Consider the following 17699-nt stretch of genomic DNA (forward strand, 5'->3'; position numbering starts at 1 on the left):
GCCACGCCGCTCGCGCAGCGCGACCCGCGGCTGCTCGGGCGCATCGCGCTCGGCGTCTCGGTGCTGCTGAACCTGCTGCTCATCTACTGGCTGCTGTTCCTGCCGCGCTGAAAATCCTCCGTTCATCGGGCGGCCTCGTGCGGCTGCAATCGCGTCGTGCGCAGCCCGAGGTCGCCGGCCTCGACCACCGGCCGCGCGCGCCCGCCTTTCTCGGCCCAGGTCCGCGTCCAGCGGATCTGCAGCGCGCGCATCACCGCCAGCATCACCAGCGAGAGCGCGGCGAACAGCACGAAGCCCCACGCATAGGTGCCGAGGTACTGCTTCGACAGCCCCATCGCGTTCGGCACCAGCCCGCCGCCCAGCGCGCCGATCTCGCCGATCATCGACCCCGCCACCGCGGTGGCCATCGGCCAGCGCAGCGGCACCAGCTGGAACAGCGCGCCATTGCCGGCCCCGAGCGCCGCGAAGCACAGCATCAGCAGCAGCGTCGTGGCCACCAGCGAGCCGGTCGCGAGGCCGGTCAGCACCAGGCACACGGCCACCACCAGCAGCACCACCGTCAGCGTGTTGACGCCGCCCCAGCGGTCGGAGAGCCAGCCGCCGACCACGCGCAGCGCCGCGCCCATGAAGGCCGCCAGCATCGTCAGTTGCCCCGCCTGCACCTTGCTGACGCCGAACTGGTCGTAATAGTAGGAAGGCAGGAAGGTCGTGAGCCCGATGAAGCCGCCGAAGGTCACCGCGTAGATCAGGCTGAAGGCCCAGCCGTCGCCCTCGAACAGGCAGGCGATGTGCTCGCGCAGGCTCGCATGGCTGTCGACATCGGGCGGCTCCTTCGCGAGCAGGATCATCACCAGCATCGGCACCGCGATCGCCGCGGCCGCGACGCCGTACACCGCCTGCCAGCCCAGCCACTGCGCGAGCGGCGGCGCCACCAGCACCGACACCGCGGTGCCGACGTTGCCGGCGCCCACCAGCCCCATCGCGAGGCCCTTGTGCTGCGGCGGGAACCAGCCGGCCCCGAGCGACAGCGCGACGCCGAAGCTCGCCCCGGCGATGCCCAGCAGCACGCCCATCGCGAGCAGCTCGTTGAAGCTGTGCACGAAGAAGAAGCCGAACAGCATCGCGACCGCGATCAGGCCCATCTCGACCAGCGTCGCACGCTTGCGGCCGATGTACTGCGCCAGCACGCCGAGCGGAAAGCGCATCAGCGCGCCGGCGATGATCGGCACCGACAGCATCAGCCCCTTCTGCGCCGGCGACAGCGAGAAGGTCTCGCTGATGAAGGGCGCCATCGCGCCGTTCAGCACCCAGATGCAGCAGGAGAACGCGAAATACAGGAAGGCCGCGAACAGCGTCGGGCCGTGGCCCGCGCGCAGGAAGCTCTTGAACGAGGTTGACATGTGCAGCGCCGAAGCTGTTGGCACATGAATGCCCACTTCGTCGTGAGCATCACCCGCGGTGCGGTGGCAAGGTCGGGTGCAGCGTCACACCCGACCCATGCTTTGCAAGCGCCATGCCAACGACGCGGTGCGAGGCGCTGGTATGGTTCGTTCCTTGCACGATGCATCACGCTTCGTGCTCACTTCTCCTCTGACGGCGGCCTCGCCGAACCGGCTTTCCATGACTTCTGCCCTGATCCTGCTCGGTCCGTCCCAGGGCCTGCCTGCCTTGCAGGCCGACCTGCAATCGAGCGGGATTCACGTGCTTGGTGCGGTGGCCTGCGGCAACTTGGTGCGGGAAGCGATCCGGCTCGGCCCCGACGTGCTGGTCTGCCACGATGCGCCGGGCGATGCGGCGGTGTTCGACGCCTGCGCGCTGCTGGCGGCCACCGCGCCGCGGCCGGTGGTGCTGTTCACGCAGGACCCCGACGCGCAGAAGATCGAGCGTGCGCTCGCGAGCGGCATCCACGCGTACGTCGTCAACGGCTATGCGCCGGCGCGGCTGCGGCCGGTGCTGCAGCTTGCGCAGGCGCGCTTCGAGCACGAGCAGAAGCGGCAGGCGGCGCTCGACGATGTGACGCATCGCTTCGAGGAGCGCAAGCTGGTCGACCGCGCCAAGGGCATCCTGATGCGGGCGCGCCAGGTGTCCGAGGACGAGGCCTTCCGCGTGCTGCGCACGGCCTCGATGCACAGCAACCAGCGCGTCGGCCAGGTGTCGCAGCAGGTGATCGAGGCGGCGCGCTACGCCGAGGCGGTGAACCGCGCCGGGCAGCTGCGCATGCTGTCGCAGCGCATCGTCAAGCTGTACGCGCTGAGCGCGCTGGGGGTCGACAGCGGCGCGCATGCCGGGCTGCTGGACGAATCGCGCACCCGCATCGACGCCAACATGGTGGCCTTGCGCAAGGCGGTGTCGCAGGCCACCTTCGGCGACCTGCTGACCGCCGTCGAGGTGCCGTGGCAGCGGCTGAAGGCGGCGCTCGCCGATCCGCCGGTGCGGGCGCTGGTGGCCGATGTCGACGTGCTCGCCGAGCGCGTGCTGCTGCAGGCCGACCAGCTCACCAGCAACCTCGAGACGGCCGGGCTGGTCGCGACGCTGCATGTGCTGAACGTCTGCGGCCGCCAGCGCATGCTGTCGCAGCGCTGGGCCAAGCAGGTGCTGCTGGCCGAATTGCTGGACGGCGACGCGGCGGCGCGGGCGCGCGCGCTCGGCCACGAGGCCGGCACCGCCTTCGACGACGCGATGCGCTACCTCGACGACATCCCGCTGAGCGCGCCGGACATCCGCGAATCGCTGGCCGCGGCCCGCGACGCCTGGCTGGCGCTGACACGCGCCGGCGGCCAGGCGGCCGCGCTGCCCGGGCGGCGCGCGCTCGGCGAGGCCAGCGAGACGCTGCTGGGGTTGTTCGAGCAGCTGACCGGCCAATACGAGCGCAGCATGCAGGTGCTGATGGGCTGACAGGCCGAAGGTCTGTAAATGAGGGGCTGAAAGTCTCAGATACCCCGTGAGTGAGGGGGGCGGCGCAAGCTGCTGCCGCTATGATGAACAGAAGAGACATGGGAAGCGGCTGAAGGGGGTGAAGAGGACGCCCAGCCGCTTCAAAGCAGCACACCCGACCCATCGCATGACTGAAACCAAGCCCCTGGCCGTGCCCGCCCGCGTGGACAACGCGCGCGCGCTCACCGCATCGCTCGGGCTCGCGCCCCAGGCGCTCGGGGCGCTGGTGTTCACGCTGGCCGACCGGCTCGACGCCCCGCTGGCCATCAAGGAAATCGCCTCCGGCCGCTACGTCTATGCCAACGGCCGCATGGACACGCTGGTTGGCCGCACCACCGACGGCCTCTCCGACGAAGACTGGCTCGACCCGGCCCAGGCCGCCACGCTGCGCACAGCCGACCAGTCGGCGATGGTGCAGACGCTGCCGCAGGTCAGCGAGCACCGCATCGAGCGCAAGGGCGGGCGGCGCGAGTTCAGCGTGACCCGCCAGGCGCTCGCGGCGCAAGATGGCGGCGCGCCGCGCTACCTGTGCTGCCTGTGGCTCGACCAGACCACGCAGCGCCAGCACGAGACCCAGCTGCAGCTCGCGCTGCAGCAGCTTGAGCAGCAGCAGCAGGCGAGCGAGGCCTTGCGCCGCGAGATGCAGGACCAGGGCCTGCGCGACACGGTGACCGGGCTGTACCAGCGGGCGCACTTCGACGACCAGCTGCGCCGCGAGGTCGATCTGTCGTCGCGCGAGCACCGTGAGTTCGCGCTGGTGTCGGTGGCGCTGGATCCGCTGGCCGACGAGGTCAAGGCCCTGGGCCCCGAGGCACGCCAGCGCGTGCTCGAGGCGCTGGGCCGGCTGCTGCGCAGCAACACCCGGGCGATGGATGCGTCGTGCCGGCTCGAGGAAGACCTGTTCGCGGTGCTGCTGTCGGGCGTCGGCCTGGCCACCGCCCATGCACGGATGGAGGGGCTGCGCCGCCAGTGCGCGACCCAGATCGTGATGCTGAACGGGCGCGACCTCGGTTTCACGGTGTCGATGGGCGTCGCGAGCTTCCCGCACACGGCGCACACGCAGGAAGAATTGCTGAACGCTGCCGATGCGGCGCTGGCCGAGGCGCGGCGCCGCGGCGGCAACCACGTGACGCTCGCGAGCATCCGCTTCGAGACGAACTAGCCGGCCAGCCCCTTGATGCCCTTGTAGAGCATGTAGCTCGCGAGGCTGTACAGCAGCAGCGCGAACACCCGCTTCAGCTTTGCGGTGTCGATCCGGTGCGCGGTGCGTGCCCCGAGCGGTGCCGTCATCACGCTGGCGACCGCGATCACCAGCAGCGCCGGCAGGTAGATGAAGCCCAGCGTGCCCGGTGGCATGTCGTGCAGCGACCAGCCCGCATAGACATAGCCGATGGTGCCGGCCAGCGCGATCGGGAATCCCAGCGCCGCCGAGGTCGCGACCGCGGTGCGGATCGGCACGTTGCACCAGGTCATGAACGGCACCGACACGAACGCGCCGCCGGCGCCGACCAGCGCCGACAGCATGCCGATCACACCGCCCGCGCCGAACATGCCGGCGCCCTGCGGCAACTGGCGCGTCGGCTTGGGCTTCTTGTCGAGGAACATCTGCGTCGCCGAGAAGCCGATGAACAGCGCGAACAGCAGCGCCAGCCAGTTGGCCGGCAGCGCCTTCGCGATCTGCGCGCCGAGCAGCGAGCCCAGCACGATGCCGGGCGCGAGCAGCTTGACGATGTCCCAGCGCACGCCGCCGCGCTGGTGGTGGGCGCGCACCGACGAGATCGACGTGAAGCAGATCGTCGTCAGCGAGGTCGCGACCGCCATCTTCACGATGTAGGCCTCGGGGAAGCCCTTCAGCGTCAGCAGCAGCGTCATGAACGGCACCAGCATCGCGCCGCCGCCGACGCCCAGCAGCCCGGCCAGGAAGCCGGTGAATGAACCCAGGATCAGCAGTTCGAGGATGAGTTGCCAGCCGAGATCGAAGCCCATCAGGGCTTCCGATCCAGCAAGGCGAGCACCGAGGCCCACTCCTGCGGCGCCACCGGCGTGATCGACAGCCGGTTGCCGGGCTTCAGCACCACCATCGATGCGAGCGCCGGCGATTCGCGCATCTCGCGCAGCGACAGCAGCCGCGTCTTGCGCTCGAGCGCCACGTCGACATGCCACCAGCGCGGCTTCTCGGCCGTGGCCTTCGCGTCGAAGTACTTGCTCTTCGGATCGAACTGCGTCGCGTCGAGGGTGGGCTCGCCGGCCACGCGCGCCAGCCCGGCAACGCCGGGCTCGGGGCAGGACGAGTGGTAGAACAGCACGCCGTCGCCGATGCGCATCTGGTCGCGCATGAAATTGCGGGCCTGGTAGTTGCGCACGCCGACCCAGGGCACGCGCTGCTTGGTCGCAGCGGCCAGGTCATCGATCGAACACTCGTCGGGCTCGCTCTTCATGAGCCAGAACTGTTCGGTCATGGTGCTGCTGAAGCTGGGGAAATAAGGTGTCCGTCACGCACCGTGAGCCGCATTCCTGAACCCAGGCAGTTCAGGTGGGCGAGGTCAGCCGGGCTTCGGGTTCATCTGACGCGAGACGATCACACCAACCGGGCGATGTTCCAAGCCCTTGCTCGTAAGAGCATCGGTTCAAGGAAATATAAAACTCACGCGAACGCAACGGACTCGAAGAATTCTACGCGCGTCATCGGTCGCGAGTGTGTCTGTTCAGAGCAATTGCCCGTCGGCGCCAAGGGCTTGGTCGACACGGCGGATCAAAGCGTCTATGTCGATGTCTTCGGGGTTCGACGACAGCACGACCGGAGCGGGCGATGACTTCGGTGCGGCAGGCCGTTCGGCCAGTGCGTAGGCCAGGTTCAAGGCCGCCAGCACCGCGATCCGCTCGCGCGCCTTGACGCGGCCGCCGTCGCGGATCGCGCTCATTTCGCGGTCGACGTTGCCGACCGCCTCGAGCAGCGACGACTCGCCGCCTTCCGGGCAGCCGAGGATGTAGCTCTGCCCCATGATCGTCACTTCGATCTGCTTCATTTGGAGCGAGCTCCGGTGTCGGCACCGACGGCCGCCGGATCGGCCGGCAGGCGCTCGAGCAGCGCATCGATGCGGCCGCGCGCGGCGTTCAGCCGCGAGCGCAGGTTGTCGCGCTCATGCGTGACGGTCGCGAGTTGTTGTTCCAGCAAGGCGTTGGTGCGCTTCAGTTCATCGTGCCGCAGCAGCAGGCGCTCGAGGCGTTCTGCGAGTTCGTGGATCTTGGCCATGGCGCACCAATGGTGGATGGGAGCGCCGATTGTAGAGGGGCCGACCCGCCCGGCTTACAACCTACAATCGCGCCCGTTGGTGCCCGTGCCGGTGTTCACGCCGGCACAGTTAAACGGGAAGCAGAGGTTGCTCGACCGCCCTGGTCGCACGGCCCACCTGCGCTGCCCCCGCAACGGTAAGCGGACGAAGCCGATCGGCTTCAACCCCTGCGCATTGCCACTGGAGCCTCGCCGCTCTGGGAAGGTCGCACGGGTGGTTCCGCCAGCCCGGATACCGGCCAACAGGGCGGCGCCGCGTGCAAGCGTGGCGCCATGGGTGCGCACCAGCGGGGAAGCTGGCGCGCGCGGCTAGATCTATGGCAGTTCCTCTGATGAATTCTCGTACTCCGCAGCTGCGCGCGCCTGTCGCGCCGAGCCTGCTTGCCGGCGCTTGCGCCGCTGTTTTCGCTTCCATGCTCACCGTCCCCTCCGCCCAGGCGCAGACGGCCACCGCCGCCGCCGTCGCGGCCGACGGCAGCAGCGTGTTCGCGCCGGTGATCGTCACCGCGACGCGCTTTCCGGAAGACGCGTCGAAGCTGCCGTTCGGCGTCAGCGTGATCACGTCGGCCGACATCCGCGAAGCCGGCGTCACGACGGTCAACGAGGCCATCATGAAGCTGCTGGGCGTGCCCGGCCGGCTTGATTTCTATGGCGGCGGCGACTACTCGCTCGACCTGCGCAACTTCGGCACCACCTCCGACAACAACCAGGCGGTGATCGTCGACGGCATCAAGATCAGCGAGGCCGACCTCGGCGGCACGCGGCTCGCCGGCATCCCGATCGATTCGATCGAGCGCATCGAGGTGATCCGCGGCAGCGGCGCGGTGCTGTACGGCGAAGGCGCGACCGGCGGCGTGATCGTCATCACCACCAAGGCCGGCGCGGGCCTGCAGCGCAAGAGCGGCGCACAGGTCTACGCCGCGATGGGCAGCCACGCGCTGCTCGACACGCGCGCCAGCGGCACCGTGGTGGCCGGCAAGTTCTCGCTCGACGTGGCCGGCAACCACCGCGAGACCGACAACCACCGCGACAACTTCCGTTCCGAGATCGAAGGCGCCTCGGCCACCGTGCAATGGCAGGTCGCCGATGCCTTCCGGGTCGGCGCGCGCACCGGCTGGGACCAGCTCGACAGCGGCCTGCCGGGTTCGCTGACGGCCGCACAGTACGCCGACAACCCGCGCCAGACGAACACGCCGAACGACCGCGGGCGCATCCGCAACCGCAACCAGGGGCTGTTCGGCTCGGCGGTGCTGGGCGATTGGCAGCTCGGCCTGGACGCCGGCTGGCGCGACAAGCACCTGGAGAGCACCAGCAGCGGCGTCTCGACCTACGGCTACGACATCAACGCGAAGAACTACGCGCTGCGTGCGCGCAACGAGATGGCGCTGGCCGGCGGCCGCAATGCGCTGAGCTTCGGCATCGACCATGCTGACTGGACGCGCGCGACGGTCTTCAACTCGACGGCCGACCAGACCTCGCGCGCGCTCTATGCGAAAGACGACTACAGCTTCGCGTCGGGCACGCGGGTCAGCGTCGGCGGGCGCAGCGAGCACATCGAGAAGACCAGCACCGACACGACCACCGGTATCGACGACACGATGCACGCCTGGGAGCTGGGCCTGCTGCAGCCGCTGTCGACCTCGACCTCGGTGTACGGCCGGATCGGAAGCAGCTACCGGCTGGCGAACGCGGACGAATACAGCTTCACCGTCGGCGAGCTGCGCCCGCAGACCTCGCGCGACACCGAGATCGGCCTGCGCTGGCAGGCCGGTGGCACGCGCGCCGAAGTGCGCGCCTACCGCAGCAAGCTGACGGACGAGATCGGCTACGACCCGAACGAGCCGAACGGTCAGTTCTTTGGTGCCAACATCAACTTCGCGCCGACGCGCCGCCAGGGCGTCGAGGCGGAGTTGTCGCAGGCGCTGGGCAGCACGGCCAACGTGCGGGTGGTGGCCGCGCAGCGCCAGGCGCGCTTCACCGCCGGCCGCAACGACGGCAAGAACGTGCCGCTGACCGCGAAGACCACGCTGGCCCTGCGCGGCGACTGGTCGTTCGCGGCGGGCCACCGGGTCGATGCCGGCGTGAACTACGTGTCGTCGCAGACGCCGGACTTCCAGAACGCCTGCACGATGCCGGCCCACACGACGCTGGACCTGCGCTATGCCTACCAATGGCAGATGCTGGAGTTCGCGCTCGGCGTGACCAACGTGACCGACAAGCAGTACTACACGCTGGCCTTCCGCTGCGTGGGTGGCCAGACCAGTTCGATCTACCCGGAAGACGGCCGGGCCTTCACCGGCTCGGTGCGGATCCAGTTCTGATCGCGGCCGATGGCGAGCCATGAACTGATCCTCGGCGGCCAGCGCAGCGGCAAGTCGCGCTGCGCCGAGTCGCGTGCGATCGCGTGGCTCGCGGTGCCGGGGCACGAGGCGGCCTTGCTGGCCACCGCGCTGCCCGGCGATGGCGAGATGCGCGAACGCATCGCGCAGCACCGCAGGGATCGCGCCGAGCGCGTGCCGCGGATGCTCACGCACGAGGTGCCGACCGACCTGGCGCTGGCCGTTGCCGAGCACAGCCGGCGGCAGCGCCTGCTGGTGATCGACTGCCTGACGCTGTGGACCACCAACTGGCTGATGCCGATGCAGGGCGTGGCCCCGGCCCCCGAGAGCTGGCAGGCCGCGTCGCAGGCGCTGCTGCGCTCGCTCGATGCCGCGCCGGGCCCGGTCGTGCTGGTGTCGAACGAGATCGGCCTCGGGCTGTCGCCGATGACGCGCGAGGCGCGACACTTCGTCGATGAACTGGGGCGCCTGCACCAGGCGGTCGCCGCGCACTGCGCGCGCGTGACGCTGATGGTGGCGGGGTTGGAACTGGCCGTGAAGGCGGAGACGCGATGACGATGCATGGGATCCTGAGGCAGCTGCTGGTCGCGACGCTGCTCGCCGCGACGAGCCTGTGCGCGACCGCCGCCCCCATCACGCTGACCGACGACCGCGGCCGTGTGCTGACTCTGCCCGCGCCGCCGCAGCGCGTGATCAGCCTGCTGCCGTCGCTGACCGAGAGCGTCTGCGCGCTCGGCGGCTGCGCGCGGCTGGTCGGCACCGACCGCTATTCCAATTCGCCGGCCGAGGTGCTGGCGCTGCCGAAGCTGGGTGGCATCGACGATGCGCAGGTCGAGCGCATCGTCGCGCTGAAGCCCGACGTGGTGCTGGCCGCCACCTCGGCGCGCATCGTCGAGCGGCTCGAACAGCTCGGCGTGCGCGTCGTCGTCGTCGAATCGAAGACGCATGCCGACGTGCAGCGCAGCCTGGCCACGATTGCGCAGCTGCTCGGCACGCCGGAACGCGCCGCGCCGGTGTGGGCGCGCATCCAGCGCGAGATGGCCGAGGCCGCGGCGCGCGTGCCGGCGCGGGTGCGCGGGCAACGGGTGTACTTCGAGGTCGATGCGTCGCCGTACGCGGCCGGCAGCAGCTCGTTCATCGGCGAGACGCTGACGCGGCTCGGCCTCGGCAACATCGTCACGCCTGAGCTCGGGCCGTTCCCGAAGCTGAACCCGGAGTACGTGCTGAAGGCGCAGCCCGACATCCTGATCGGTGCGCAGCGCAACGTGAGCGAGATGCCGGCGCGCCCGGGCTGGCGCGCGCTGCGGGCGGTGCAGGGCGGGCGCAGCTGCGGCTTCGACCCGGCGAAGTACGAGGTGCTGATCCGCCCGGGGCCGCGCATGGGCGAGGCGGCGCTGCAGCTCGCCGGCTGCGTCGCAGGCCTTCCGGAGCCGCGCTGACGTGAACGGACTTGCGCTCCGCCTGCGACGGCGCCTGGTCGTCGCGATGCTGGTGTCGACGCTGCTGCTGCTCGTCGCCGGGCTCGCGTCCGGCAGCGAGGGCTGGTCGCTGCCGTCGCTGTGGGGGCCGGATGCGTCGCTGATCGTCGGCCAGATCCGCGCGCCGCGCACGCTGGGGGCGTGGCTGGTCGGCGCCTTGCTCGGGCTGGCCGGCGCGGTCGCGCAGGGGCTGTTCCGCAACCCGCTGGCCGATCCCTACCTGCTGGGTGCTGCGTCGGGCGCGACGCTCGCGGTGGTGCTCGGGCTGGCCGCGCAGGCGCTGGCCGGGCACTACATCAGCCTGTCGGCCGCCGACCTGCTGTCGCGCGCCGGGCTGGTGCTGGGCGCCTTCCTCGGCGCGCTCGGCGGCGTGCTGCTGACGCTGCTGCTGTCGCGCGGCGCGCAGCACACGACGCGGCTGCTGCTGGCCGGCGTCGTGGTCGGCGTGGTGCTCGGCGCGGCCAGCGACCTCGTCACCACGGTCGCGCCGGATGCGCTGCGCGGCAAGCAGTGGTTCATGCTCGGCAGCACCTCGTTCCTCGGCTGGGACAGCGTGCTGCTGCTCGGGGCCGGCGCGCTGGTGTGCGTGCCGCTCGCGTGGCGGCTGGCGCGTGCGCTCGATGCGCTGACGCTGGGCACCGACAGCGCACTGAGCCTGGGGCTCGACCTGCCGAAGCTGCGCCTGGTGCTGGTGATCGTGCTGGCGCTGGCGACCGGGCTGGCGGTGGCGCAGTCGGGCCTGATCGCGTTCGTCGGGCTGGTCGCGCCGCACCTGGTGCGGCGCTTCGCGCCGTCGGCGCAGGGTTACCTGCTGGTCGTCAGCGCGCTGGTGGGCGGCACGCTGCTGCTCGCAGCCGACGTGCTGGCGCGCCTGCTGATCGCACCGCAGGAGCTGCCGGTCGGCGTGCTGACCGCGTTGCTCGGCGGCGGCTACCTGCTGTGGCTGCTGCACCGGCGGGGGATCGAATGAGCGCGTTGTCTTGCGAGGGTCTGCGGGTGTCATTGGGTGGCACGCCGGTGCTGAACGACGTGTCGCTCGCGCTGCAGCCGGGCTGGACGGTGATCGTCGGGCCGAACGGCGTCGGCAAGTCGACGCTGCTGCGGGTGCTGGCCGGGTTGCTGCAGCCGGCTGCGGGCAGCGTGACGCTGCAGGGCCGAGCGCTCGCTGACTGGCCGGCGCGCGAGCGCGCCCAGCGCCTCGCGTGGCTCGCGCAGCAGGGCGAGGCGCGTGGCGAGCTGACGGTGCGCGACGTGGTGCACCTGGGCCGATTGCCGCACCTGGGACTGTTCACGCCGCCGGGGCCGGACGACGAGGCGATCGTCGATGCGGCGATGGCTGCGACCGAATGCGGCGCGTGGCAGCACCGGTCGCTGCACGGGCTGTCGGGCGGCGAGCGCCAGCGGGCGCTGATCGCGCGTGCCTTGGCGGTGCAGGCCGCGGTGCTGCTGCTCGACGAGCCGACGACCCACCTCGACCCGCCGCACCAGGTGGCGCTGGTGCGCCTGTTCCAGCGCCTCGCGCGCACGCAGACGGTGGTCAGCGTGCTGCACGACCTGTCGCTCGCGCTGCAGGCCGACAGGCTGGTCGTGATGAAGCTGGGCCGCATCGAGGCCGAGGGCGCGCACGACGACCCGCACGTGCATGCCGCACTCGAATCGGTGTTCGACCACGCGGTGCGCGTGCAGCGCGTCGGCACGCGATTCCTGACGATTCCGAACCTGGACTGAGCCCATGCAGATCGAAACCCCGCCGACCGAACGGCGCAGCGACAAGCCCGACGGCGAGCGCCGCGGGCTCGTCATCGTCCACACCGGCGACGGCAAGGGCAAGAGCACCGCGGCCTTCGGCCTCGCGCTGCGTGCGCACGGCCGCGGCAAGGCGGTGAAGATCTACCAGTTCATGAAGGTGCCGTCGGCCCGCTTCGGCGAGCACCGGGTGTTCGAGCAGCTCGGCGTGCCGATCGAGGGCCTGGGCGACGGCTTCAGCTGGAAGAGCCGCGACCTGGAGCATTCGGCGCAGCTCGCGAAGGACGGTTGGGCGCGCGCCGAGGCGACGATCCGCGCCGGCGAGCATTTCCTGGTCGTGCTCGACGAGGTGATGTACCCGCTGCGCTACGGCTGGCTGGCGCTCGACGCGGTGCTGGCCTGCCTGCGCGAGCGGCCGGCCCATGTGCACGTCGTGCTGACCGGGCGCGGAGCGCCGGCCGAGCTGGTCGACCTGGCCGACACCGTCACCGAGATGACGCTGGTCAAGCACCACTACAAGGCCGGCGTGCCGGCGCAGCGCGGCATCGAGGACTGATGTTCGGCGCCGCGCTGCTGCTCGCCTGGACGTGGGACGCCTGCTTCGGCGAGCCGCGCAATGCGCTGCATCCGGTGGCGTGGCTGGGGTGGGTGCTGGCACCGGTGGGCCGGGTGCTGCGGCGCGGGTCGCCGTGGCAGGCCTTCATCGGCGGGGCGCTCGCGTGGTGCGTCGGCGCGGCCGTGCTCGCGGTGGTCGGCTGGCTGCTGCAGCGCGCGCTGTCGGCGTGGCCGTGGTGGGCGTCGGTGCCGCTGCTGGCGCTGCTGCTGAAGCCCTGCTTCGCGTGGCGCATGCTGCGCGACGAGGTCGTGGCGATCGAAGGTTCATTGGCGCAGGGCGTGGAGGCGGCGCGGCGGCAACTCGCGCGGGTGGTCAGCCGAGACACGTCGGTGCTCGATGAAGCCGCCATCCGCGAGACCGCGATCGAGACGCTGGCCGAGAACCTGAACGATTCGCTGGTGGCGCCGCTGTTCTGGTATGCGGTGGCCGGCCTGCCGGGGGCGCTGGTGTACCGCTTCGCCAACACCGCGGACGCGATGTGGGGCTACCGCGGCGAGTGGGAGTGGGCCGGCAAGTGGGCGGCGCGGGCGGACGACGTGCTGTCGTGGCTGCCGGCGCGCATCACGGCGGTGTTGCTGCGCCCGTCGCTGCGCCTGGCGCAGTGGCGCATGCTGCAGGGCGAATCCCGGCTGACCCCGTCGCCGAACGGCGGCTGGCCGATGGGCGCGATGGCGCTGCGGCTGGGCGTGCGGCTCGGCAAGCCGGGCGTGTACACCTTGAATGCGCAGGCGAGGGCGCCGCAATCGGCGGACGTGGCGGCGGCCTTGCGATGTGCCGGCGTGGCTGCGTGGATTTCCGTGGCGATGGCGGCCTCTGCACTGCTGCTGTGGCACCCCGACACCCCTCCCGTTCACCCTGAGCAGGGACTGAGCTTGTCGAAGGCCCGTGTCGAAGGGCGGGTCCTTTCATGACGATCCACGGCGGCCCCGACGCGCACGGCATCCCCCGCCACGATTTCTCGACCAACGCGAACGCCTGCGGCCCCGCGCCGATCGACTGGCGCGACGCCGACCCGACGCGCTACCCCGATCCGTCGTACACCGCGTTGCGTCGCGCGCTGGCGGCGCACCACCACGTCACCGCCGACCGCATCGTGATCGCCGCCAGCGCCAGCGAGTTCATCGCGCGCATCAGCACCGCCGTCGCGCTGACCCGGCCGGGCGCCGGCGTGTTCATCCCACGGCCCTGCTACGGCGACTACGCGGCGGCAGCCCTGGCCCGCGGCCTGCGCGAGGTCGAACGCGAGGCCGCCACGCTCGTCTGGCATGCCTCGCCCGGCAGCCCGCTCGGGCGCTCGACGCCGCTCCCGCTGACCCCCGGCGCAATCCACGTCGTCGACCGCGCCTACGCCCCGCTGACGCTGCAAGGCGACGACCCCGCACCGCCCGAGGCCGCATGGCAGCTCTGGTCGCCGAACAAGGCGCTCGGCCTGACCGGCATCCGCGGCGCCTATGCGATCGCCCCGTCGCATGACGCGATCACCATCGCGCAGCTCGAAGCCCTCGCCCCGTCGTGGCCGCTCGGCGCGCATGCGGCGCTGATGCTGCAGGCCTGGACCTTGCCCGCCGTGCAGGCCTGGCTGCAGGCCTCGCTCGACACGCTGCGCGCCTGGAAGACCCGCCAGCTCGCGCTGTGCGCATCGCTCGGCTGGCAGTGCGAGCCCAGCGAGACGCCGTTCCACATCGCCCGCGCCCCCGGCCTCATCGACCGGCTGCCGGCGCTGCGCGAACGCGGCATCAAGCTGCGCGACACCACCTCGATGGGCCTGCCCGGCGCCGTGCGCCTCAGCGTGCAGCCGCCCGAGGCCCAGGATGCGCTGGCCCGTGCGTGGACGGAGGCCACGCGATGACCGCCCGCGCGGTGATGGTCCTCGGCACCACCAGCGGTGCCGGCAAAAGCTGGCTCGCGACCGCGCTGTGCCGCTGGTATGCGCGCCAGGGCCTGAAGGTCGCGCCGTTCAAGGCGCAGAACATGAGCAACAACGCGCGCGTCGTGCCGGGCCTGGGCGGCCGCCTCGGCGAGATCGGCAGCGCGCAGTACTTCCAGGCCCTGGCCGCGCGCGCCGCGCCCGACGTGCGCATGAACCCGGTGCTGCTGAAGCCGGAGCGCGACACCGCGAGCCAGGTCGTGCTGATGGGCGAGGTGCGCGCCGACCTCGCCGCCATGCCCTGGCACGACCGCAGCGCGCTGCTGTGGCCGCATGCGCTCGACGCGCTGCGCTCGCTGCAGGCAGAGCACGACGTGATCGTCATCGAAGGGGCCGGTTCGCCGGCCGAGATCAACCTGCGCCACAGCGACTACGTGAACATGCGCACCGCGCTCGCGGCCGACGCTGCGTGCCTGCTGGTCAGCGACATCGACCGCGGCGGCGCCTTCGCCCACCTGTACGGCACGCACCAGCTGCTCGCGCCCGACGAGCAGCGGCTGCTGCGCGGCTTCGTGCTGAACCGCTTCCGCGGCGATGCGCGGCTGCTCGAGCCCGGCCCGTCGCAGCTGCAGCAGCTGACCGGCGTGCCGACGCTCGCGGTGCTGCCGATGTGGCGCGGCCACGGCCTGCCGGAAGAAGACGGCGTGTTCGACGACACGCCGAGCGGCGATGCCGACGGGCTGCGCATCAGCGTGCTCGCGCCGCCGCGCATCAGCAACCTCGACGAGTTCCAGCCGCTGCGCCACCTGCCCGGCGTGCGGATGCGCTGGGCGCGCACGCCGGCCGCGCTGGCCGATGCCGACTGGATCGTGCTGCCCGGCTCGAAGCACACCAGCAGCGACCTGGCCTGGCTGCGTGAGCAGGGCCTGGCCGATGCGGTGTGCCGGCATGCCGCGGCCGGCCGGCCGGTGCTCGGGCTGTGCGGCGGCTTGCAGATGCTCGGTGAATCGCTGGCCGATCCGTTCGGCATCGACGGCGATGCCACCGGCCTCGGGCTGCTGCCGCTGGCCACGCGCTTCGAGCGCGACAAGCGGCTGCGTACTGTCGACGCGCGTTTCGAGACGCTGGACGGGCCGTGGGCCGCGCTGTCGCAGGCCGCGCTGCGCGGCTACGAGATCCGCCACGGCCGCACGCAGGCGACCGCGCCGCTGGCGGTCGCGCTGCGCAATGCCGACGGCGAGCCGATCGGCTGGCAGCGCGGCAACGTGCTCGGCCTCTATGCACATGGCGTGTTCGAATGCGACGAGGTGCTGCGCGCGCTGTTCGGCCAACTCGCGCGCACGCTCGACGACGTGTTCGACGGCCTCGCCGATTTCGCCGACGCGCACTTCGCGCCCGGCGCGTTGATGCAACTCCTCCAACCCCCGCGTAGTTTCAACAGGGACTGACCCATGCGCCTCGAACTGCCCTCCATCACCCCGATCGACGACGCCGCGCTTGCGCAGCGGTTGCAGCAGCGGCTGGACCGCAAGACCAAGCCGCAGGGCTCGCTCGGCCGCCTCGAATCGCTCGCGCTGCAGCTCGGGCTGGTCCAGCGCAGCGAGGCGCCGCGGCTCGATCGGCCGCAGATGCTGGTGTTCGCCGGCGACCACGGCCTCGCGGCGCGCGGCGTCTCGGCGTTTCCGAGCGACGTCACCTGGCAGATGGTCGAGAACTTCCTGGCCGGCGGCGCGGCGGTCAGCGTGCTCGCGCGCCAGCACGGCCTCGCGCTGACGGTGGTCGATGCCGGCGTGGCGCACGACTTCGCGCCGCGCGTCGGACTGATCGACCGCAAGATCGCGCGCGGCACGGCCGATGCACTGACCGGACCGGCGATGAGCGAGGCCCAATGCCAGCAGGCGCTGGCGGCCGGCATGGCGGTCGTTCATGAACTCCCGGGCAATGCGGTGCTGCTGGGCGAGATGGGCATTGGCAACAGCTCCAGCGCGGCCTTGCTGTTGGCACGGCTGAGTGGCCAGCCGATCGACGCCTGCGTCGGCCGCGGCACCGGGCTCGACGATGCCGGCCTCGCGCGCAAGCGCACGGTGCTCGCGCAGGTGCTCGAACGCCACGCCGGCGCGACGCAGCCGCTGCAGGCGCTCTCTGCGTTCGGCGGCTTCGAGATCGCGATGCTGGCCGGCGCAGCGCTGCAGGCGGCGGCCGAGCGGCGGGTCGTCGTCGTCGACGGCTTCATCGCGAGCGCCGCGGTGCTGGTGGCGACGCGGCTGGTGCCGGCGCTGGCCGGCTACTGCGTGCTCGCGCACCGTTCGGCCGAGCCGGGCCATGTGCTGATGGTGCGCGAGCTGGGCGGAGAGCCTTTGCTCGATCTGGGACTGCGCCTCGGCGAAGGCTCGGGTGCCGCGCTCGCATGGCCGCTGCTGGAGAGCGCGGTGCGCGTGCTGGCCGAGATGGCGAGCTTCGAATCGGCCGGTGTCTCCGACCGCAGCGAGACCTGACCCGTGCTGAAGGCCGTGCTGCACGAACTGCGGCTGATCGCGATCGCGCTGCAGTTCTTCACGCGCGTGCCGGTGCCGGCGCACATCGGCTTCGAGCCCGAGTGGCTGAACGCGAGCGCGCGGCATTTCCCGCTGGTCGGCTTTCTCGTCGGGCTGGTCGCAGCGCTCGCACTGGCGGTCGGCAGCCAGGCGCTCGGCACCGCGATCGGCGTGTGGCTGTCGATCGCGGCGACCGTCTGGCTGACCGGCGCTTTCCACGAGGACGGCCTGGCCGACACCTGCGATGCGCTCGGCGGCGCGGTGAGCCGCGAGCGGGCGCTGGAGATCATGAAGGACTCGCGCATCGGCAGCTATGGCGCGGTCGCGCTGGTGTTGGTGCTCGGGCTGAAGGCGGCCACGCTGTCGGCGCTGCCGATGGCGCTGGCGGTGCCGGCGCTGCTGCTCGCGCACACCGCGTCGCGCGCGGCTGCCGTGGTGTTGATCCGCCTGCTGCCGTATGCGGGCGAGGTGTCGCAGGCGAAGGCGAAGCCGCTCGCGCAGAAGGTGTCGGCGCTCGGGGTGGGCGTTGCGCTCGGGTGGGTCGCGCTGCTGGCGGTGGCGCTGGTCGCGCTGCGCTGGGGCTGGTGGCCCTATGTCGCACCCGCGCTGACCGGGGTCGTGCTGGGCACGGTCGTATGCGGCCGCTGGTTCCGTCGTCGGCTCGGCGGCATCACCGGCGACACGCTCGGAGCCACGCAGCAGATCACCGAGCTGCTCGCGCTGCTGGGCTGGGTGGTCGCGCTGCGCTGGGCATGAAGCGCATCGATGCGTGGCGCCATCCGCGGCCCGAGGGCGTGGCCGGGCGCTGCATCGGCCACACCGACGTGCCGGTCGACCGGCGCCGCGCGAAGCGCCTCGCGCAACGCATCCGCCGCGCGGCGCGGCACGAAGGC

Annotated in this window: 18 protein-coding genes, 1 other RNA gene and 1 riboswitch; of the genes, 13 read left to right on the top strand and 6 right to left on the bottom strand. The window is 71.5% G+C overall.

Going from position 1 to position 17699, the window contains the following annotated elements:
- Positions 1 to 122: 122 nt before the first annotated feature.
- Positions 123 to 1400, bottom strand: coding sequence for an MFS transporter (locus ACXJLU_RS28945; protein WP_457336964.1), 1278 nt, complete (start codon positions 1398 to 1400; stop codon positions 123 to 125).
- 220 nt (positions 1401 to 1620) lie between these two features.
- Here ACXJLU_RS28945 and ACXJLU_RS28950 point away from each other — a divergent pair, with 220 nt between their 5' ends.
- Positions 1621 to 2895 (top strand): ANTAR domain-containing protein, encoded by a 1275-nt coding sequence (locus tag ACXJLU_RS28950; protein ID WP_457336966.1) that lies wholly within the window; start codon positions 1621 to 1623, stop codon positions 2893 to 2895.
- A gap of 166 nt (positions 2896 to 3061) precedes the next feature.
- Positions 3062 to 4096 carry a sensor domain-containing diguanylate cyclase gene (locus ACXJLU_RS28955; protein WP_457336968.1) on the top strand — a complete coding sequence of 345 codons (1035 nt, stop codon included), beginning with the start codon at positions 3062 to 3064 and terminating at the stop codon, positions 4094 to 4096.
- Here ACXJLU_RS28955 and ACXJLU_RS28960 read toward each other — a convergent pair.
- The 5 genes from ACXJLU_RS28960 to ACXJLU_RS28980 all read right to left on the bottom strand — a co-directional run bounded on the left by ACXJLU_RS28960 (position 4093) and on the right by ACXJLU_RS28980 (position 6187).
- The gene (locus tag ACXJLU_RS28960) at positions 4093 to 4920 is read right to left on the bottom strand and encodes a sulfite exporter TauE/SafE family protein (RefSeq protein ID WP_457336970.1); all 828 of its coding nucleotides are present in this window, start codon (positions 4918 to 4920) and stop codon (positions 4093 to 4095) included. The two genes, ACXJLU_RS28955 and ACXJLU_RS28960, sit on opposite strands and share 4 nt — an antisense overlap.
- Complete coding sequence (locus tag ACXJLU_RS28965; RefSeq protein WP_457336972.1) at positions 4920 to 5393, bottom strand: EVE domain-containing protein; 474 nt, start codon at positions 5391 to 5393, stop codon at positions 4920 to 4922. The genes ACXJLU_RS28960 and ACXJLU_RS28965 overlap by 1 nt, the downstream gene beginning before the upstream one ends.
- Before the next feature lie 25 nt (positions 5394 to 5418).
- A non-coding RNA gene (gene ssrS, locus ACXJLU_RS28970) (6S RNA) lies at positions 5419 to 5599 on the bottom strand.
- Positions 5600 to 5639: 40 nt separating this feature from the next.
- Positions 5640 to 5960, bottom strand: a complete 321-nt coding sequence (locus tag ACXJLU_RS28975) for a cell division protein ZapA (protein ID WP_457336974.1) — start codon at positions 5958 to 5960, stop codon at positions 5640 to 5642.
- Positions 5957 to 6187: a cell division protein ZapB gene (locus ACXJLU_RS28980; RefSeq protein WP_073467637.1), complete on the bottom strand. Its 231-nt coding sequence runs from the start codon at positions 6185 to 6187 to the stop codon at positions 5957 to 5959. The genes ACXJLU_RS28975 and ACXJLU_RS28980 overlap by 4 nt, the downstream gene beginning before the upstream one ends.
- Positions 6188 to 6249: 62 nt before the next feature.
- Positions 6250 to 6483, top strand: a riboswitch (cobalamin riboswitch).
- Between the two features lie 156 nt (positions 6484 to 6639).
- Here ACXJLU_RS28980 and ACXJLU_RS28985 point away from each other — a divergent pair.
- Genes ACXJLU_RS28985 through cobS form a run of 11 tightly spaced genes read left to right on the top strand, consistent with a single transcriptional unit; the run spans position 6640 to position 17562 of the window.
- Positions 6640 to 8547, top strand: coding sequence for a TonB-dependent receptor (locus ACXJLU_RS28985; RefSeq protein ID WP_457336976.1), 1908 nt, complete (start codon positions 6640 to 6642; stop codon positions 8545 to 8547).
- Between the two features lie 9 nt (positions 8548 to 8556).
- Entirely contained in the window at positions 8557 to 9120 is a 564-nt protein-coding gene (locus ACXJLU_RS28990; RefSeq protein ID WP_457336978.1) for a bifunctional adenosylcobinamide kinase/adenosylcobinamide-phosphate guanylyltransferase, read from the top strand.
- On the top strand, positions 9117 to 10004 hold the full coding sequence (locus tag ACXJLU_RS28995) for an ABC transporter substrate-binding protein (protein ID WP_457336980.1): 888 nt from the start codon (positions 9117 to 9119) through the stop codon (positions 10002 to 10004). The genes ACXJLU_RS28990 and ACXJLU_RS28995 overlap by 4 nt, the downstream gene beginning before the upstream one ends.
- A 46-nt stretch (positions 10005 to 10050) precedes the next feature.
- The gene (locus tag ACXJLU_RS29000; protein ID WP_457336996.1) at positions 10051 to 11013 is read left to right on the top strand and encodes a FecCD family ABC transporter permease; all 963 of its coding nucleotides are present in this window, start codon (positions 10051 to 10053) and stop codon (positions 11011 to 11013) included.
- Entirely contained in the window at positions 11010 to 11771 is a 762-nt protein-coding gene (locus ACXJLU_RS29005) for an ABC transporter ATP-binding protein (protein WP_457336982.1), read from the top strand. Before ACXJLU_RS29000 ends, ACXJLU_RS29005 begins: the two co-directional genes overlap by 4 nt.
- A 4-nt stretch (positions 11772 to 11775) precedes the next feature.
- Positions 11776 to 12345, top strand: coding sequence for a cob(I)yrinic acid a,c-diamide adenosyltransferase (gene cobO, locus ACXJLU_RS29010; protein WP_457336984.1), 570 nt, complete (start codon positions 11776 to 11778; stop codon positions 12343 to 12345).
- Positions 12345 to 13316: an adenosylcobinamide-phosphate synthase CbiB gene (cbiB, locus tag ACXJLU_RS29015; protein ID WP_457336986.1), complete on the top strand. Its 972-nt coding sequence runs from the start codon at positions 12345 to 12347 to the stop codon at positions 13314 to 13316. The genes cobO and cbiB overlap by 1 nt, the downstream gene beginning before the upstream one ends.
- A complete protein-coding gene (locus ACXJLU_RS29020; protein WP_457336988.1) occupies positions 13313 to 14254 on the top strand; it encodes an aminotransferase class I/II-fold pyridoxal phosphate-dependent enzyme in 942 nt (313 codons plus the stop codon). Before cbiB ends, ACXJLU_RS29020 begins: the two co-directional genes overlap by 4 nt.
- The gene (locus tag ACXJLU_RS29025; RefSeq protein WP_457336990.1) at positions 14251 to 15720 is read left to right on the top strand and encodes a cobyric acid synthase; all 1470 of its coding nucleotides are present in this window, start codon (positions 14251 to 14253) and stop codon (positions 15718 to 15720) included. Before ACXJLU_RS29020 ends, ACXJLU_RS29025 begins: the two co-directional genes overlap by 4 nt.
- A 3-nt stretch (positions 15721 to 15723) precedes the next feature.
- A complete protein-coding gene (gene cobT / locus ACXJLU_RS29030; RefSeq protein WP_457336992.1) occupies positions 15724 to 16767 on the top strand; it encodes a nicotinate-nucleotide--dimethylbenzimidazole phosphoribosyltransferase in 1044 nt (347 codons plus the stop codon).
- Between the two features lie 3 nt (positions 16768 to 16770).
- A complete protein-coding gene (gene cobS / locus ACXJLU_RS29035) occupies positions 16771 to 17562 on the top strand; it encodes an adenosylcobinamide-GDP ribazoletransferase (RefSeq protein WP_457336994.1) in 792 nt (263 codons plus the stop codon).
- The last annotated feature ends 137 nt before the right edge of the window (positions 17563 to 17699 follow it).

The organism is Rhizobacter sp. P5_C2 (assembly GCF_054049715.1).

What these genes read in the sequence shown, in the direction of transcription:
- ACXJLU_RS28945 (WP_457336964.1), bottom strand. Translation starts at nt 1,400, where the DNA reads ATGTCAACCTCGTTCAAGAGCTTCCTGCGCGCGGGCCACGGCCCGACG.
- ACXJLU_RS28950 (WP_457336966.1), top strand. Translation starts at nt 1,621, where the DNA reads ATGACTTCTGCCCTGATCCTGCTCGGTCCGTCCCAGGGCCTGCCTGCC.
- ACXJLU_RS28955 (WP_457336968.1), top strand. Translation starts at nt 3,062, where the DNA reads ATGACTGAAACCAAGCCCCTGGCCGTGCCCGCCCGCGTGGACAACGCG.
- ACXJLU_RS28960 (WP_457336970.1), bottom strand. Translation starts at nt 4,920, where the DNA reads ATGGGCTTCGATCTCGGCTGGCAACTCATCCTCGAACTGCTGATCCTG.
- ACXJLU_RS28965 (WP_457336972.1), bottom strand. Translation starts at nt 5,393, where the DNA reads ATGACCGAACAGTTCTGGCTCATGAAGAGCGAGCCCGACGAGTGTTCG.
- ACXJLU_RS28975 (WP_457336974.1), bottom strand. Translation starts at nt 5,960, where the DNA reads ATGAAGCAGATCGAAGTGACGATCATGGGGCAGAGCTACATCCTCGGC.
- ACXJLU_RS28980 (WP_073467637.1), bottom strand. Translation starts at nt 6,187, where the DNA reads ATGGCCAAGATCCACGAACTCGCAGAACGCCTCGAGCGCCTGCTGCTG.
- ACXJLU_RS28985 (WP_457336976.1), top strand. Translation starts at nt 6,640, where the DNA reads ATGCTCACCGTCCCCTCCGCCCAGGCGCAGACGGCCACCGCCGCCGCC.
- ACXJLU_RS28990 (WP_457336978.1), top strand. Translation starts at nt 8,557, where the DNA reads ATGGCGAGCCATGAACTGATCCTCGGCGGCCAGCGCAGCGGCAAGTCG.
- ACXJLU_RS28995 (WP_457336980.1), top strand. Translation starts at nt 9,117, where the DNA reads ATGACGATGCATGGGATCCTGAGGCAGCTGCTGGTCGCGACGCTGCTC.
- ACXJLU_RS29000 (WP_457336996.1), top strand. Translation starts at nt 10,051, where the DNA reads ATGCTGGTGTCGACGCTGCTGCTGCTCGTCGCCGGGCTCGCGTCCGGC.
- ACXJLU_RS29005 (WP_457336982.1), top strand. Translation starts at nt 11,010, where the DNA reads ATGAGCGCGTTGTCTTGCGAGGGTCTGCGGGTGTCATTGGGTGGCACG.
- cobO (WP_457336984.1), top strand. Translation starts at nt 11,776, where the DNA reads ATGCAGATCGAAACCCCGCCGACCGAACGGCGCAGCGACAAGCCCGAC.
- cbiB (WP_457336986.1), top strand. Translation starts at nt 12,345, where the DNA reads ATGTTCGGCGCCGCGCTGCTGCTCGCCTGGACGTGGGACGCCTGCTTC.
- ACXJLU_RS29020 (WP_457336988.1), top strand. Translation starts at nt 13,313, where the DNA reads ATGACGATCCACGGCGGCCCCGACGCGCACGGCATCCCCCGCCACGAT.
- ACXJLU_RS29025 (WP_457336990.1), top strand. Translation starts at nt 14,251, where the DNA reads ATGACCGCCCGCGCGGTGATGGTCCTCGGCACCACCAGCGGTGCCGGC.
- cobT (WP_457336992.1), top strand. Translation starts at nt 15,724, where the DNA reads ATGCGCCTCGAACTGCCCTCCATCACCCCGATCGACGACGCCGCGCTT.